The 15,659-nt window shown below is 45.4% G+C and carries 16 protein-coding genes; 13 read left to right on the top strand and 3 right to left on the bottom strand.

The window, feature by feature from the left end:
* The first annotated feature begins 15 nt into the window (after window positions 1–15).
* The 7 genes from ACLVWU_RS17940 (at window position 16) to ACLVWU_RS17910 (ending at window position 6,168) form a co-directional block, all read left to right on the top strand.
* Window positions 16–270: a hypothetical protein gene (locus ACLVWU_RS17940; RefSeq protein ID WP_413576265.1), complete on the top strand. Its 255-nt coding sequence runs from the start codon at window positions 16–18 to the stop codon at window positions 268–270.
* Between the two features lie 61 nt (window positions 271–331).
* Entirely contained in the window at window positions 332–994 is a 663-nt protein-coding gene (ftsE, locus tag ACLVWU_RS17935) for a cell division ATP-binding protein FtsE (protein WP_413576264.1), read from the top strand.
* The gene (locus tag ACLVWU_RS17930) at window positions 991–1,890 is read left to right on the top strand and encodes a cell division protein FtsX (protein ID WP_413576263.1); all 900 of its coding nucleotides are present in this window, start codon (window positions 991–993) and stop codon (window positions 1,888–1,890) included. The genes ftsE and ACLVWU_RS17930 overlap by 4 nt, the downstream gene beginning before the upstream one ends.
* Window positions 1,891–1,893: 3 nt before the next feature.
* Window positions 1,894–3,027 (top strand): murein hydrolase activator EnvC family protein, encoded by a 1,134-nt coding sequence (locus ACLVWU_RS17925; protein WP_413576262.1) that lies wholly within the window; start codon window positions 1,894–1,896, stop codon window positions 3,025–3,027.
* Window positions 3,028–3,031: 4 nt separating this feature from the next.
* Window positions 3,032–4,408, top strand: a complete 1,377-nt coding sequence (locus tag ACLVWU_RS17920; protein ID WP_413576261.1) for a S41 family peptidase — start codon at window positions 3,032–3,034, stop codon at window positions 4,406–4,408.
* A 63-nt stretch (window positions 4,409–4,471) separates the two neighbouring features.
* Window positions 4,472–5,053, top strand: a complete 582-nt coding sequence (locus ACLVWU_RS17915; RefSeq protein ID WP_413576260.1) for a hypothetical protein — start codon at window positions 4,472–4,474, stop codon at window positions 5,051–5,053.
* Window positions 5,054–5,166: 113 nt separating this feature from the next.
* On the top strand, window positions 5,167–6,168 hold the full coding sequence (locus ACLVWU_RS17910; RefSeq protein WP_413576259.1) for an alpha/beta fold hydrolase: 1,002 nt from the start codon (window positions 5,167–5,169) through the stop codon (window positions 6,166–6,168).
* A gap of 66 nt (window positions 6,169–6,234) precedes the next feature.
* On the opposite strand, the gene ACLVWU_RS17905 is transcribed toward ACLVWU_RS17910, so the two are convergent.
* Together ACLVWU_RS17905 and tig are read right to left on the bottom strand one after the other, a co-directional pair.
* Window positions 6,235–6,831 carry a transposase gene (locus ACLVWU_RS17905; protein ID WP_413578811.1) on the bottom strand — a complete coding sequence of 199 codons (597 nt, stop codon included), beginning with the start codon at window positions 6,829–6,831 and terminating at the stop codon, window positions 6,235–6,237.
* Between the two features lie 157 nt (window positions 6,832–6,988).
* Window positions 6,989–8,302, bottom strand: a complete 1,314-nt coding sequence (tig, locus tag ACLVWU_RS17900; RefSeq protein WP_413576258.1) for a trigger factor — start codon at window positions 8,300–8,302, stop codon at window positions 6,989–6,991.
* Window positions 8,303–8,419: 117 nt separating this feature from the next.
* On the opposite strand from tig, the gene ACLVWU_RS17895 reads away from it, so the two are divergent.
* The 6 genes from ACLVWU_RS17895 to ACLVWU_RS17870 all read left to right on the top strand — a co-directional run bounded on the left by ACLVWU_RS17895 (window position 8,420) and on the right by ACLVWU_RS17870 (window position 14,029).
* Window positions 8,420–9,292, top strand: a complete 873-nt coding sequence (locus ACLVWU_RS17895; protein WP_413576257.1) for an ArsA family ATPase — start codon at window positions 8,420–8,422, stop codon at window positions 9,290–9,292.
* Window positions 9,289–10,368, top strand: coding sequence for an ArsA family ATPase (locus ACLVWU_RS17890; RefSeq protein ID WP_413576256.1), 1,080 nt, complete (start codon window positions 9,289–9,291; stop codon window positions 10,366–10,368). The genes ACLVWU_RS17895 and ACLVWU_RS17890 overlap by 4 nt, the downstream gene beginning before the upstream one ends.
* Entirely contained in the window at window positions 10,365–11,459 is a 1,095-nt protein-coding gene (locus ACLVWU_RS17885) for a tetratricopeptide repeat protein (RefSeq protein WP_413576255.1), read from the top strand. Before ACLVWU_RS17890 ends, ACLVWU_RS17885 begins: the two co-directional genes overlap by 4 nt.
* A gap of 21 nt (window positions 11,460–11,480) precedes the next feature.
* A complete protein-coding gene (gene gshA, locus ACLVWU_RS17880) occupies window positions 11,481–12,716 on the top strand; it encodes a glutamate--cysteine ligase (RefSeq protein ID WP_413576254.1) in 1,236 nt (411 codons plus the stop codon).
* Window positions 12,717–12,843: 127 nt separating this feature from the next.
* Window positions 12,844–13,323: a hypothetical protein gene (locus tag ACLVWU_RS17875; protein WP_413576253.1), complete on the top strand. Its 480-nt coding sequence runs from the start codon at window positions 12,844–12,846 to the stop codon at window positions 13,321–13,323.
* 76 nt (window positions 13,324–13,399) lie between these two features.
* On the top strand, window positions 13,400–14,029 hold the full coding sequence (locus ACLVWU_RS17870) for a hypothetical protein (protein ID WP_413576252.1): 630 nt from the start codon (window positions 13,400–13,402) through the stop codon (window positions 14,027–14,029).
* 19 nt (window positions 14,030–14,048) lie between these two features.
* On the opposite strand, the gene ACLVWU_RS17865 is transcribed toward ACLVWU_RS17870, so the two are convergent.
* Window positions 14,049–15,599 (bottom strand): phospholipase D family protein, encoded by a 1,551-nt coding sequence (locus tag ACLVWU_RS17865; RefSeq protein WP_413576251.1) that lies wholly within the window; start codon window positions 15,597–15,599, stop codon window positions 14,049–14,051.
* Window positions 15,600–15,659 lie beyond the last annotated feature (60 nt).

The raw sequence follows: 15,659 nt of genomic DNA, 5'->3' as shown, positions 1-15,659 counted from the left end.
TCGAGGTTTGTGAGAATGCAAAAAGGTTTTAATTCAGACATCACAGTGCGCGGGCAAAAGTATCACGTTCAAACAGAAGATTGGGGTATGGCGAACCCATTTCTGGTAAGTCGTATTTTTTGTAATGGGGCTGTTATGAAAACCATCAAAACTCCTCACGACAAAGTTCTACAATCGGGTTCCAACCAACCTATTGAAGCCATCAAACATGCCCTTCATCGTCAGCACTCAACCATCATCGATACTCTGATGGCTGGTGGGATGCCGTAATACCAAAATCCTCGACTTCGGCCGAGTATGAAACAAACTCTATCTTTCATAAGATAGAGGGATGATTGAATTCTCTCACGTATATAAGACCTATCCCGGACCTGTTCATGCCCTGAAAAATATCGATCTGAAGATCGACAAGGGCGAATTTGTTTTTTTAACAGGTCCAAGCGGTGCTGGTAAATCAACGTTATTCAAAATGATTTCTGCCTATGATTTAGCCACCTCTGGTGAAGTAAAAGTGGCGGGATATGACTTGGGTGAGATTCGCAACGGTCAGGTGCCTTTCTTCCGCAGAAAGATTGGCGTTATCTTTCAGGATTTCAAATTGTTAAAGGATCGAACCTTATTTGAAAACATAGCTTTGCCACTGCAGATTCGCGGCGACAAAACTCCGGCAATTCAAAGAAAAGTCTATGAAGTTTTAGAACAAGTGGGCTTGGCGCATAAGCATGATCAGTATCCGGATTTTGTATCTGGTGGAGAACAGCAAAGAACCGCGATCGCGCGGGCCATCGTTCATCAACCGGGTGTTTTGATTGCCGATGAGCCTACCGGAAATCTGGATCCAAGATTGAGCGAAGAGATCATGGATCTTTTGGAGCGCGTTTGTTCGCAAGGTACAACTGTTTTTGTTGCGACTCATGATCATGAGATGGTGAAACGGCGACATAAAAGAACTTTGGAACTTAAAGAAGGAATGATCGTGGGGGATTCTAAGTGAGACCTCCACAAAAGAACCTGGCCCTGAAGTTTTCCACCCTTATCGTTGTGACCGCTTGCTTCGTCGTTATGGGTGCAGCCTTGCTGGTTTCAAAAAATTTCAAAAACATTCTTACCCATTGGGGTGAGGACGTTCAGCTAACAGTTTATCTGTCGTCTGATATTTCCGCACAAGGCCGGGATGATCTTGAGGGGTACTTTAAGTCGCGCAAAGAGATTGGTGACTTTAATTTGGTTACGCAGGAAAAAGCCCTGTCAGATTTCAGAGTTCAGCTTGCCAGTTATGCACCGGATATCAGTCAGGATGAAGAGCTGCTAAAGATGATACCTTCCAGTTATCAGGTAAAATTAAACAAAGAAATTTCAACTGATTCCCAAAGTCAGGTGTTGCAATCCATCGCAGCGGATTTAAAGAACCGCTCTGGCGTGGATGATGTCAGCTTTGGTCAGGATTGGGTTGAAAAGTACGGCGCATTCGTTTCAGCAATCAATCTTTCTTTGAATATGGTGGGTATTGTTGTTTTGTTTGCCTCCATGTTTGTGATGTCCAATGCAATCCGTGCCTCAGTGCAAGTGCATCGTGACGAAATCGTGGTTCTTGAAATGATCGGTGCGACATCTTCTATGATCAGAAAGCCTTTTCTTAAAGAGGGTGCTTTATTGGGGTTCATGTCCTCAACTTTGGCATTATTGGTTTGCCTGGGAATGTACACGGTTGGAAAAAGTGTGGTGAACACTCGTCTTGGCTTTTTAAGACTGAATGACCAGTTAAGTTTTATTTCTCCGTGGATGGTGGCAGCAATGATCATCGGGGGAACTGTACTTGGTGCAATTGGCTCTTATTTGTGTGTAAGACGAATCAACGATGGCTATGCAGCCGCAAGTCAGAGGGTCTGATTCTTGAAAAGATCATTGGCCCTGGGGGCGCTTCTTATTTCACTGCAAAGTTTTGTGGTTCAAGCCGCAACTCCTGATTCCAGTCCGACGGAAAAAGTCGAGGCCTTGAATAAGGATATCGAAGCTAATAAGCAGAAATTGGCGAACGCAGAACAAAAGCAACGTCAGGTTCTATCGGGTCTTTATGAAATCAATAAAAAGATCAAAAGGACTGTGACTGAGCGTGGATCCCTGTCCCAGCAGCGTGCGTTGTTGGAAGTGAATATCAAAAATCTGACTGAAAAAGTTGAAGAACTTGAAAGTAAAGCGAAAGTGCAAAGAGCACAGTTGGCGGAGCGACTGAAAGCGATTTACAAACTGGGTGGACAACCTTTGGCGCGGTTTATTTTAAATGCGGATAGTTCGGTTTCCATGGATCGAAATTTGAAAATCCTGGGAATTGTAGCCCAAAGAGATCTGGAGCTGATTAAAGGATACAGGCACGACGTCCAGGACCTTCAAGAAAAAAGAAAGTCTCTGGCGAAGCGTTTGGAGAGTTTGAAGTCGGTAGAGATCGGGATTTCGACGCAGGAAAAGAAACTCGTAGCCGAGCAAAACTTGAAAAATAAGCTCCTTAGCGGCATTCGTAAGTCGAAAATGTTCGCTGAGAACAAAATCAGCGAACTTAGAGCGAAATCCGAGCAATTCAACTTTGATGACACCGGGGTTTTCGATACTTTGTTCAAAGCATCTTTTCAGGATTCAAAAGGTGAGCTGCCTCGACCTCTTCAGGGAGTCGTGACACAAAAATTTGGACTTATGAAAGCCAAGGATCACCCTTACACTTTAAACAGCAAAGGTATCTTTATCTCGGCGGCAACAGGAAGTTTGATCAAATCCGTATTCGAAGGAAAAGTCGCATACGTGGGGGAACTTCCAGGATTTGGAAATACATTAATTGTAGATCATGGCGATCACTATTACTCTGTCTATTCCCATGCCGACGAAATCAAAGTAACAGCAGGGGAGGAAGTATCTCAATCCCAGGTTGTTGCCACCTCGGGTGACGCCTCAGCGGACATGCCTGCGGGAATGTATTTTGAGATCAGACATTTTTCAGAACCCTACGACCCGCAACAGTGGATGAAAGGACTCTAACCACATGCAAAGTATCAAACGCTATTGGAAAACCTATATTCTTGGAGGCATTCTGCTTCTGACTTTGTTTGTAATGGCTGAAACAGGTTTTCAAGTCCGTGCATTCGCGCAAGATCGTTACGCTGATCTACAAAACTTCAGCAAGGTTTTGAATCTTATCCAACAGTACTATGTTGAAGAGACTGACACTAAAAAACTGGTTTATGGTGCTATCAAGGGAATGTTGCGTGAGTTGGATCCGCACACGAACTTCATGCCACCAGAAATCTTCAAGGACTTTGAAACTGAAACCAGTGGAGAGTTCGGCGGTCTGGGGATCGAGATTTCAAACCAAAATGGCATTTTGACTATTATTTCTCCCATCGAAGATGCTCCAGCATGGCAGGCCGGTATCAAAGCCGGTGATAAAGTTATTGCGATCGATGGCAACAGTACTAAAGGGTTGAGCTTGGTTGAGGCTTCTCAATTCATGCGCGGTAAAAAAGGTACTAAAATTGTTTTGCGCGTGGTTCGTGAAAACGAAGAAAAACCCCGCGATATCACAATCACTCGCGGTGTTGTGAAAATCAAATCTGTTAAATACACAGATATGGGTGATGGTTTTGCATATGTACGTATCACAAGTTTCATCGAAAACACTTCGAAGGATCTTGAAAATGCAATTCAAGCGCACACTAAATCCAACGGTAAACTAAGTGGTTTGCTAATCGACCTGCGCAGAAATCCGGGTGGTTTGTTGGATCAAGCGGTGAAAGTCAGCGACATGTTCCTTAAAGAGGGCGTGATCGTCAGCACTATCGGTCGTAACAAAGCTGAAAAAGAAGTGGCGATGGCTACGAAAAAAGGCAAATACACTGATGTTCCGGTCGTGATCCTGGTAAATGAATACACGGCAAGTGCCAGCGAGATCGTTTCCGGTGCGCTTCAGGATAACAAACGCGCTTTGATCGTGGGTGAGCGCACGTTCGGTAAAGGTTCCGTTCAATCTGTTATTAAACTAGGGGACGGTTCTGGTTTGAAGCTGACAGTTGCCCGCTACTACACACCAAGTGGTACATCTATCCAGGCTGAAGGAATTCATCCGGACGTTGAAATCGAGGACATCGATCCAGAAACTTTCGCGAAATCTATCCAGAAACAGCAGTCCACTCGTGAGGGTGATATCGCTGGTCACTTGAAAGGTGATAAGGAAAAAGCCGCGGAAAAACTTGATGTTAAAAAGAACGCAGATGAGGGCGCATTGGCTTGGTGGAAAGACGTTGGCTCTAAAAAAGAAGAAAAGCTGTCGCCTCGCGACAATATCTTGAAGAAAGATTACCAAGCATATCAAGCATTTAGCTATCTTAAGGCGTGGAACACCATGAAGGGTTTGACGCGCTAGTTATTGATTCCAAAAAATAGGGGCCTTACTCTACCGCAACTTCTAACGGGTGGAGGGGCCTCCTTGTTTAAGAATATACTCACATTATTATGCGTCAGCATATCAGCTATCGGAGCAGCAAGTGCCGCCGATACTGTGGGTTTTTCGTCAGGCTCCCAGTTCAAAGCAACTCCCATTGAAGGCCAGGTCCACGTAACCTGCGAAGGGTTCAACGGCGGAGGCGCTGCCACATTTACATGCAGAGATGTCGTACTTGATCCCGTTTCCTACGATTACTTCGTTGGACCAAGGGATGCTCGTGCAGCTCGCTATGAACTGCGCAACTTGCGTGAAGACGGATCGGTTCGCACCAAAGAGGACGACTACAACGGCTCCCAAGGTCGCAGCGGTTCGGCAATCAACTTGTGGATCTCGACAATTTTCCAAAAGCCACTTCTAGCTTCAGGCAAAAACAAAATCAGCTACGCAGTTTACGCATCTAACAACCGTGAACCTTTAAGCCAAGGTGAATTCACAATCAACGTAGCACGCAATGCTTCCCGCGTATGCCCAACAACGCATTACAACTCCGCCGACGTCAACGACTGCAGCAGCCAGTACTCAGTCTGCCAACGCTACTTCCAACAATTCAACAACTGCCGCTAAAGGTACGGACACACTTTCTCCATTTTGCCAGCCATCAAGTTTAGCACCCGAAAGTAAGAATTACTTTGGAACGTTGAGTTCATCTCTTATCATTGTTTCTTCAGGAGAGAAGAATGAGAGAACTACTTTTATTGTCGATGTTTGTTTTATCCGCTTGTGCCTCTCAACCCGCAAAGGTTGAAAAGACTGCTGAGCCAATCAAAGGCTTTGATGCTGAGCTGACTCAGTTTAACTATCCATTCCCGGTTTCATACTATTCTTTCCGAGCGCAAAGTCAGGATTTGAAAATGGCCTATATGGATGTAGCTCCCGATAAGGGCTCCGACAAAGTCATTGTGCTTTTCCACGGGAAAAACTTTTCCGGCTACTACTTTGAAGATATGGCCAAAGTTTTGGTGGGTAAGGGCTATCGCGTGATCATGATCGACCAAATCGGTTTTGGAAAATCCACGAAGCCTGCGGAATTCCAATACTCCCTTCATGCCTTGGCATCATATTCAAAAATGCTGATGGATAATTTGAAAATCGAAAAGTTCCAACTGCTAGGGCACTCCATGGGAGGAATGCTCGCGGCTCGTTACGCACTGATGTATCCAGAAAACATCACGAAGCTAATCATGGTGAATCCATTGGGACTTGAGGATTGGAAAACACTGACGACTTATAAAAGTGTCGATCAACTTAATGACAGCGAGCTTTCGAACAACATCGATAAAGTGAAAAAGTATCAACTGGATCACTACTACGATAATAAGTGGAAACCAGAATACGACAAATACCTGGTGCCCGCAAAAGGCTGGTTCGACGGCCCCGATTATGCGCGCATCGCATGGACGTCGGCTCTGACCTCCGAAGCGATCTTCACTCAACCAGTATATTATGAATTCAAAAATCTAAAAATGCCGACGGTGTTGGTGGTAGGAACAAAAGACACCACAGCCATCGGCAAAGCCTGGGCCCCTGAAGAAAACAAAAAGAAAATGGGCAACTACCCAAAAATGTCCAAAGACGTGATCAGCAAAATCAAAAAAGGAAAATTGATCTCCCTACCAGGAATGGGCCACACACCCTTCATCGAAGACCCAGAAAAATTCTGGAAAGCCGTCCCCCTTTAAAAGGTCACGTCTAAAAGGTACGGACACACTTTCTCCATAATTGAGGTGTATTTTCATAGGTACGCCTCAATCAGATCGAATCCGGTCGGCAATTCTAAACTCTGTTCTTTTTAAAGCCCGATTGATTGCCAAATAGCGCTCATCTTCAAAGCTTACATTAAGCCAGTTGCTGCGATCAGTGGGCGTGGTTGCGAACCACTCATTTTCAACAGCCAAGTCAACTCCAGGTGAGTTTAGAGTGGAGAAGTAGTAGTCTTCAACCTGAGTTACCAACCCGGCTGTAACGGGATTGCGTAGTATATATTTATAAACTGATGAGAAACTGTCGGGATCTTTGATGAGGGTTGGTTTGTACGGGCCACCAAACACATGATTTATTCGTCCTGCTTTTTTGTTTATTGCCTTACTGACGGTTTTTTGGAGGTAGTTCATTGCCTCACCGAGAGTATGCTTCTCCGAACACTGGACAAGCATGTGATAGTGATTGTCCATCAGAACGAAAACATAGACTTGGAGGCCGTACTGTTTCTGTGTTTTTCGGATGACGTCTTGAAAAACATACCAACAATCTTGAATTGGTATGTAAAACCATTCCTTATTATTAGATCGGGCCATTACGTGGTACGGGAGCTCATGAGTATAAAGGATTTTTTTCCTTGCCATGACCGGGGAGTTTGCAAGTCGGATGCCTTTTGCGAGCCCAATCAAAATGATTTCTGGAGAAAGTGTGTCCGTACCTTGGAGGCTTAGCGGTGAGGCGGGAAATAAAAAAGGGCTCTCTTGCGAGAGCCCTTCGTTGGAGAAAGTGTGTCCGTACCTTTTAGTTTTGTTCGTCTTTGAAGGTGCCGGCTGGAACTTCTTTAACTTTGATAGTTTTGTTCAAGAAGTTGATCACTTTTTCTTCAGTGATTTGGTAAGTCAGGCGGCTTGATTGCTCAGGACGGCCGTAGAATTCTTTGATACGGGAAACTTCGATACCAGTTTGTTTTGCGTATTCTTCGAATTTCGCATCAACGTCTTCTTTTTTCGCGAATAGATCGTGTTTTTTCGCAATAGCATCAACCAGGAATGAAGATTGGATCATTTCAGTTGCTGTGTTTGTGAAATCAGCATCCCATTTTTGAACGTAAGAACCGAAGTCTGCTTCGCCCATGCCTTGGTCAGCCATGCGTTTTTTGAAGTCTTCAACCAATGAAGCTTTTTGCTCTTTCAACAAAGAAGGAGGAACTTCAATTGGATTTTCCTTAACCAACGCTTTCAAAGTGCGGTTTTTGAAGCCGTCTTCGATACGTTTCTTGTCGTTTTGCTCAAGGTCTTCCTGGATTGTTTTTTTCAAGTCAGCCAAAGACTCTGGTCCACCCAAAGTTTTGATGAACTCGTCGTTCAACTCAGGCAATACTTTTGCTTTGATTTCTTTCAAAGTAACTTTGAACTCAACTGGTTTACCAGCAAGCTCTGCAGAGTGGTATGGATCTGGGAATTTCAAAGTAAGCGTTTTGTTGTCGCCTTTTTTCATTCCGATGATGCCATCTTCGAAACCTTCGATGAACTGGTTAGCACCCAACTCAAGGTTGTGGTCTGTGCCAGCACCGTTTTCAAGAGGCGCGCCGCCCATGAAACCGTTGAAGTCGATGATTGCCACGTCGCCTTTTTTAGCTGCGCGATCTTCAGTTACTGTTTCGAATGTTGCGCGTGAAGAACGGATGTTTTCCAACACTTGGTCAACTTTTTTAGCGTCGAATTCGAAAGCTTCTTTTTCAACTTCCAAACCTTCGTATTTTTTCAAGTTGATCTCTGGACGAACATCAAACGCTGCAGAGAAAGAAAAATCTTTGTCAGCAGCTGGATCAGCGAACTCAAATTCTGGGTAGCTGATAGGATCAAGTTTGTGCTCTTCCAACGCTTGCGCGTAGTGTTTTTGAACCAGGTCTTGAACTACGTCTTGTTTTACGCGGTCGCCATAGATGGATTTGATTGTGTTCAAAGGAGCTTTACCTTTACGGAAGCCTTTGATTTCCACGTCTTTTTGGATGCTAGTGAACACTTTGTTGAAAGATGCTGCCACAACTGCAGCTGGGATTTCGATATTCATCTTTCTTGAAAGGTTAGACACCTTTTCTACGTTTGATTTCATGCGATTACTCCTACATGTTAAAAGCCGTCGGATAGTAGGTTATGCCCTCTCTGAAGGCACCTTATAATGCTATGCGTAATGCCTATATTTCCAAGCTCAGAGACACTTTAAAGATCTATGCAGCAAGAGATTCATTTTGTGACCGGAAAAGGGGGCGTTGGTAAGTCGGTAATAGCCGCAGCGCTCGCTTTGAAATTCAGCCGTCAGGGGAAGAAAGTCCTTTTGGTGGAGCTGGGAGATCAAAGTTTCCTTAAGGATTTCTTTGACTTAGCGGATGTCACATTTCAACCCCATGAAATCAAACCGAATCTTTCCCTTGCGCTATGGACGGGGGAATCCTGTCTGCGAGAGTACGCTCAGTATCTGATCAAGGTGGAAAGCCTGGCGAAGCTTTTCTTTGATAATGCAGTGATGAAGGCGTTTATCAACATCGCCCCCGGGTTGCCGGAGCTGGCGATGCTGGGGAAAATCACCTCCGGCCCTCGCAAGTACGGTCCCGCGATGAACTTTGACTGCGTCGTGGTCGATGCGTTTGCAACAGGTCACTTCAAAGCCTTGCTTGCAGCGCCCAGTGGAATGGCGCAAGCCGTGCAGATTGGTCCGATGGGCGAGCAAAGTCGCAGCATTATTCGCGTTCTGCAGGATCAAAATATTTCCAAGTACCATATCGTCTCTTTACCAGAAGAACTTCCACTGAAAGAATCCGCAGAACTTGGCGAGTATCTAAAGAAAGATTTCGCAGTAGAGCCCGGCCTTGTGCTGAACAAAGTGCTTGAGGTCAACGTGCCGCTGACGTCCTTGCAAAATGCGGAAACGCTTACGAACTCCGACTTGGGAATGTTTGCGCAGTATATTGAGCAACAACTCACTCGTCAGAAAATGATGTTCGATCAGGCAAAAAGAAGTTTTAAGGATATCTCGAAAGTCCCGCTGTTTTTTGAAACTGAACCATGGAAGCTTGTTGAAAAAGTTGTGGAGAAAGTTCCATGAGCCGGCATCTTTTGAAAGACACCAAAGTTCTGGTCTGTGTAGGTAGCGGCGGAGTGGGTAAAACCACGGTTGCCGCCGCAGTCGGTGTCCTTGCCGCCAAAGAGGGATTGAAGGTTTTGGTTTTAACTATCGATCCGGCAAAGCGTCTGGCGCAAACATTGGGAATCGAAGGTACCAACGACATCACAAAAGTTCCCGGTCAAAACTTTAAGGGCGAGCTTTACGCCTCCGTCATTGATCACAAAAAAACCTTTGATGAATTTGTTGAAAGAGCAGCGCAAAAATCCGAAGCCGTGCGCAGAATCTTTGAAAACAGTCTGTACAAACAGCTTTCGACAAGTCTTAGCGGCTCCCAGGAATTTACCTCACTGGAAAAGCTTTACTCAGTCTATGAATCTGGCAAGTTTGATTTGATTATTCTGGACACTCCGCCGACTAAGCATGCTCTGGATTTTCTGAAAGCCCCGCAAAAGCTTGCGACACTTTTCAGTGAAGGTGTGGCTAAGTGGTTCCGCGATCCTGAAGGAAAGAAGTCCGGTATCTTTGGTCACTTGATTCAAGCCGGGACACGCCAGGTATTAAAAGTTCTGGAAACTTTGACGGGTTCGCAGTTCATTCGCGAGCTGGGGGATTTCTTTATCAACATCGAGCAATGGCAAGGCAAACTTTTGCAGCGAACCACCGAGGTTCAGCGCATGCTGGTTGCGCCAACCACAAGATTTTTTCTGGTCACAAGTTTTGATCAGGCGAAGCTGAAAGAGGCCGAGTTTTTCTCCCGTGAAATTCGTAAGGGTGGCTACAATCTGGACACGGTTATTTTGAATCGTGTTTTCCCTCATTGGCTGGACCTCCGGGTAGGTTATGAAGGCGGTACAGCCGAGCAGGGCCTTGTGGACTTGTATATGCAAATGAAGACCTATTACAATCATAGGGATGCGATCTATCGTCAGTTTGAAAAGAAGATGTCGCAAGATGCCCGTGTATTAAGAATCCCGGATCTGGTCAAAGATGTTTCGGATCTGTCGGGGCTTGAAGAAATAAGCGCCCTCATTACTGAGGAGGAGAAGGTTCCATGAAGATAGTGATCAGCCTGTTTGTGCTATTCTCTCTTACGGGTTGCAGCTTTTTTCAAATGAACCGCAGTGAAGACGGGGCTCTTCAAAATCAAAGAGTACTTGAAGAGCGCGACCTGAAAACTGCACAAGACTCCTTGAACTCAGGCAACTATCCAGAAGCTTTTAAGCAGTACAAACTATTCCAACAGACTTATCCCGTTTCGACCTACCTGCAGTCCTCGCGCATTGGTGAGGGACAGGCTTTGGAAGGTCAGGGGAAGTGGGTCGAAGCTGCGGCAATCTACCGTGATGTCATCCTGAAAACCAGAAATCTTCAGCCCGACATTTCAGCCCTTGCCAGTTACCGTATGTCATTCTGTGACGAAGCATTAGGCGATGATCAAAAAACGATCGCCAGTCTGTTGGATGCAAAAAGTTTGCGGAATACTTTGCCGCTGACCGTGGGCTATGCGGAAATTCCTGCAAGACTTGCTGCGGCCTACAGTCGCGTGGGGCGTGAAAAAGAAGCCGTTCAATATTTGAACGAAGCCGAAAAAGGGATTGCAAAAATTCGCGCCGAGGCTGATACCACAAAACTTGAAAAAGACTGGTTGGCAAAAACTTACTATCAGATGGGTAGTGTCTCGACGAACCAGCTGTCGGTGGAAAATTTTGACGGCTTCGTGAATTCGCAAAGTTTGATGCAGATTTATCTGATCAAGGCATTGGAGCTTAATGACGCCCGCTGGTCTCCTTTGGCACTAAAAGAGCTTTTGGGAACCTACGGGGAAATGTATCTGCAGGTTGAATCTGTTAGCCAAAACCCCAGTCATCAGGCGCACTTGGGTGGCGCGCTGATTCATTTGATTGATCGTGCAGAATTATATAAGCCGATCACTGGACAAACCCTGAATAGTTATCAGATTGAGTTTTTCACATTAACAAATGATGTGCGCAGTAAAACAGAAAGACTTCTGTATCAGGGCCATGAATCCATGGGTCTGACGGAGGAGTCTAAGAAACTTAACAGCATTAAAAGATCCGGCCGCATCAAGACTGAGACCTCGTTGCCCGAGAAAAAAGTCGCTCCCGGCGTGGATCCAAATTTGTAGTTAAGATTTTAAGGAGAACAAATGGCGAAGCTTACCCTTCACAAACAAACACTCGCCAACATGAACGAGATTTGTGCTTGGTTCACTGCCAAGTCCAATGAATATCAATATCCGATCTACTCCAGTTACGACATTCGTGATTCTGGTTATAAGATTTCCAATGTGGATGCGAATATCTTTCCGGCTGGATTTAACAATATTTGTCCTACGGATAAGGAAACCTCTGTGGGGTTGATGAATAAGTACATCACTCAGCACTATGGTGATAAAATCAAAAAAGTGCTGCTGGTTACCGAAGAGCACACCAATAACGCGTTTTACTGGGAGAATGTTTACACGATTAAGTCGTTGATTGAAGCGTCCAGTATCGAAGTGCGCGTCGCCATTCCTCGCGAGCTTGAAACACCGGTGCAAATCACAAGCTCTGCCGGAAACGAAATCACAGTGTACTCCGCCCTGATGGATGGAAGTCTGATGCGCGATTACACTCCGGATCTGATCATCAGCAACAATGACTTTTCCATGGCCTATGAAGAGTGGACCAATACCGTACGTAAATACCCCATGAATCCGCCGCACGAATTGGGTTGGTATCAACGGAAAAAAAGCACTTACTTCAAGTACTACAATCAGCTTGTTGAGGAGTTCAGTGCTATCGCTAAAATTGATCCGTTTCTGATGACGGTTGAAACTGAACTGTTTGAACACTTCGATATCGGTGATGAAAAAAGTCGCGACGAACTCGCTGCCAGAGTTGATGCCATGCTGGCGCGTCTTAAGGTTGAATACCAAAAACGCGGAATTAATCAGGAGCCATTTGTATTCGTGAAAAACAATGCCGGCACTTACGGACTGGCAGTTATTCGCGTGGGCTCTGGGGCAGAAGTTAAAGAGTGGAGCTATAAATCACGCAAAAAGATGAAAGCCGCAAAAGGTGGTCGCGACGTTGAAGAAGTGATTATCCAGGAAGGCATTCCTTCGATCGTTGAAGCCGAAGGTGCGAGTGCAGAACCAGTTATTTATATGATTGGCTGTGATCTGGCGGGGGGCTTCTTAAGAACCCACTCCGAGAAAAGTTCAACAGAGAGTTTAAACAGTCCGGGCGCAGTTTATAAGCGTCTGTGTGTTTCGGATTTGGCTATTAATACTCCAGGCTGTCCTCAGGAAAACGTCTATGGTTGGACTGCAAAATTGGGTCTTCTAGCGATCGCCCATGAAGCCCGCGAGCTTAATGCGCAGTTCAAAGGATATACGTAGTTAGAGTCAGTTTTTGACCCCTGTCATAGTCTTAGACAGGGGCTGTTACCTCAAACTATACCCTTTTCATTTAAGCCGGGAACGGCCCTTGCTCCTGATGTCTTGCACACAAAAATCAGGAGGCCCCATGAAGACTGCAAAACTAATTCGTATCACAGCTATGTCCCTGTTGGGGTTGGTAATGGCTTCACCAGCAATGGCTGCGATGACCAGCGGGCAAATAATCGTTTCATTGACGATTGTGGATGCGGCACAAATGACGAGCGAGGGTTTTTCAGCCAATCCGGCAGATTATACCGGTGGTCGATATATAACGGCTCTGACCGATGCCCGTGATGGCGAGAAAGTTGGAATTTATCTAAACGGAAAGCAAGTTGCTTCAGCGGTTTCAAATAAAGGTGTCATCAATTTTCAATTGAATGCCAAGAATGCGGAAAATATTAATGTCAGCCTAAAATCCCAAGGCCGCGAGGTCCAGGTCATCCAAGCTGCCTACCGCTCGCGTGCAAATTCCCCAGCTCCCCACATGGCTTTGGATCCGCAAATTCGCCAAGTTCAGGTGGGGAACCAGACTGTTAACGTTCAGAGTGTTATCATCACCTACTAGACAATAGGCCTGTCGAAACTAGAAAACTCCAAGCAAAGCCAAAGCTCATGTTATTCTGCATGTAAGAGGAATCGATATGCAAAAATATGTGGGAGTCTTCGGGCTTTTCTTTGTTTGTTTTGTGGCGGGCTATGCACTTGTCTATAACAATACTGAATTCAGTTCTATCAGCCGTGACCCAGCAGCGGTTCGTTCAGGTTTTGATTTCTCTCATCTGTCTGGAGAGAATCTTCAGGATGCAGTCAAACAACGCCTGGTTGCGGGTTTTGAATTGAAAAAAGCCCCTGGTGCCTCAGGCCTTTCGCTTGGACATTTTGTTTTCACAGATCAGTATGGCCAAAGAAAACTTGCCTGCCAGGAGTTTGCAAAAGTCAGTTTCGTTTTTGAAGCAGAAGGTGTTTCGGTTTCCGGCGAAAAACCATCCATGGAAGTGGAGGGCGCTTGTGAATATTCCAATGACATGGCGAAGATCAACCCACTGTGGGTACCAATCGCAAAAATCCTTGGTGAAAATCCTGCGGATGGGGAATTCCAATTCAACGAAGGAAATGCTGTTACTGTTCGATTTGCCAACCTTCCAGATCATTGGCCAAAAACGTGGTTGTTGAAGTCCGTCAGAATGAAGAATGTTAACAGTTCGGATCTGACTATCGAAAGTAACGAAGTTGCGCGCTATCTGGGTCACCCAATTGTGGTGAATTTCTAAAGCCACCACTACTGGCCTATCAAAGCTGTCGCTCGGGCACCACCCAGGACAGCATCGAAGCTTTAGCCCGTTGCCACCAGCTGGTTTCGGGTTCTGAAGTAAAAGTTTCTTTCACTCCATTCTCATAGGTTGTCCAGGTTAGTGCAGACTTTTCGTTAAGCCCTAATTGATAGGCTATCTCCGGCAGGTTTTCTTCAAACTGCGCAGAGAACTGCTCGGCCATTTCGGGACTGTCGATGATGACTCCGACTTCAGTATTCAAGTAAACCGAACGCGGATCCAAATTCATCGAGCCCACAAGAATCTTCTTTCGATCAAATACCAGGGTTTTTCCGTGAAGACCTGCGTGCGAAGAACTTGATCCCAGGCTCTTCTTTTTCTTTACCAGATTCTTGTGATCTTTGGGCTTTAGTTCATAAAGTGCGAGGCCGCCTTTGATTAAATCCTTGCGATATCCCTTGTAACCCGAGAACACGACGGCCACATCCCCTGACGCCAATGAGTTTGTCAGCACGGTGATCCGGGTACCCGCTTCCACCTTCTTTTTTAACGCCTCAACACCATCATCTCCCGGAACAAAGTAGGGAGAAATCATCAGTATCTCCTGCCTTGAATTTTTCATAAACGGGGAGATCTGTGATTGAAGGTTATTGGATTGCTCGTTGTCCTTTTGATCAAATTTTTCAGGTGGGTCAAAGATCACCTGAGCCGTCGCCCAATAAAGTTTCAAGTTTCCCGTTATAAACGGATTCTCAGATTCATTCTTAATGAGGTTCTGGATGTACTCAGTCTTCGTGGCTTTCTTGGTTTCGGATTTGGAGTTGTTGCGAAAATCGGCGTAGTCTTGCTCTGTGGGATTAAAATTTTCCGTTAGTGATTCAATCGGATAAGAGATCTCCGCATTCCAATAAGTATCAAATTGATGACTTAGCGCTGGAACTACCGGGCCAATAGCCCACAGATCCAAATCACCAAAATTCATTTCGTTGCTGGCCCAAAAATACTCGTCACCAATGTTTCGTCCACCGACGATGGCAATTTCTCCATCTGCAACAAACACCTTGTTGTGCATTCTTTTGTCGATTTTGTTTAGGGTGAAAAAATCCATAAAGCGCAAATTTCGGTGCGCAAAAGGGTTCACCATACGGATGTCGATGTTGGGGTGCATGGCCATGTGACGCAGAACTTTTTCGTGAGGTCCCAAATTCAGGTCATCCAGCAAGATTCTGACTCGCACGCCGCGATCTGCGGCCTTAAGTGTTTCTTCTACCAGGATTTTCCCAGTCAGATCGTTGTTCCAAATATAGTACTGAAGATCCAATGATCTTTCGACTGCTCGAATAGCAGTGACTCGGGAAATAAAGGCGTCTTCACCTGAAAACAAAGCATGGAATGCAGACAGGCCGTCATGCATCTTTAATTTACTTCTGATGTTTCTGGAAATTTCAGTGGTCGGATCGGCAGGGATACTTACACTTGGGGTTCTTTGCACATTCTTGGGAAGCGAGGCGCAACCCAGAGGCAGCAACGAAAAACCTGCAATTATTAGAAAAAGAACGTGCTGTCTCATAATTGAATTATCGTTTTTATTACCATCAGGGTGATAGGGCTTATGATAAAAAACAAAAGG

The sequence above is a fragment of the Bdellovibrio sp. HCB290 genome (assembly GCF_047305925.1).
Taxonomy (GTDB): domain Bacteria; phylum Bdellovibrionota; class Bdellovibrionia; order Bdellovibrionales; family Bdellovibrionaceae; genus Bdellovibrio.
Note: the sequence above shows the minus strand (reverse complement) of the source record. Positions and strands in the feature narration are given on the sequence as shown.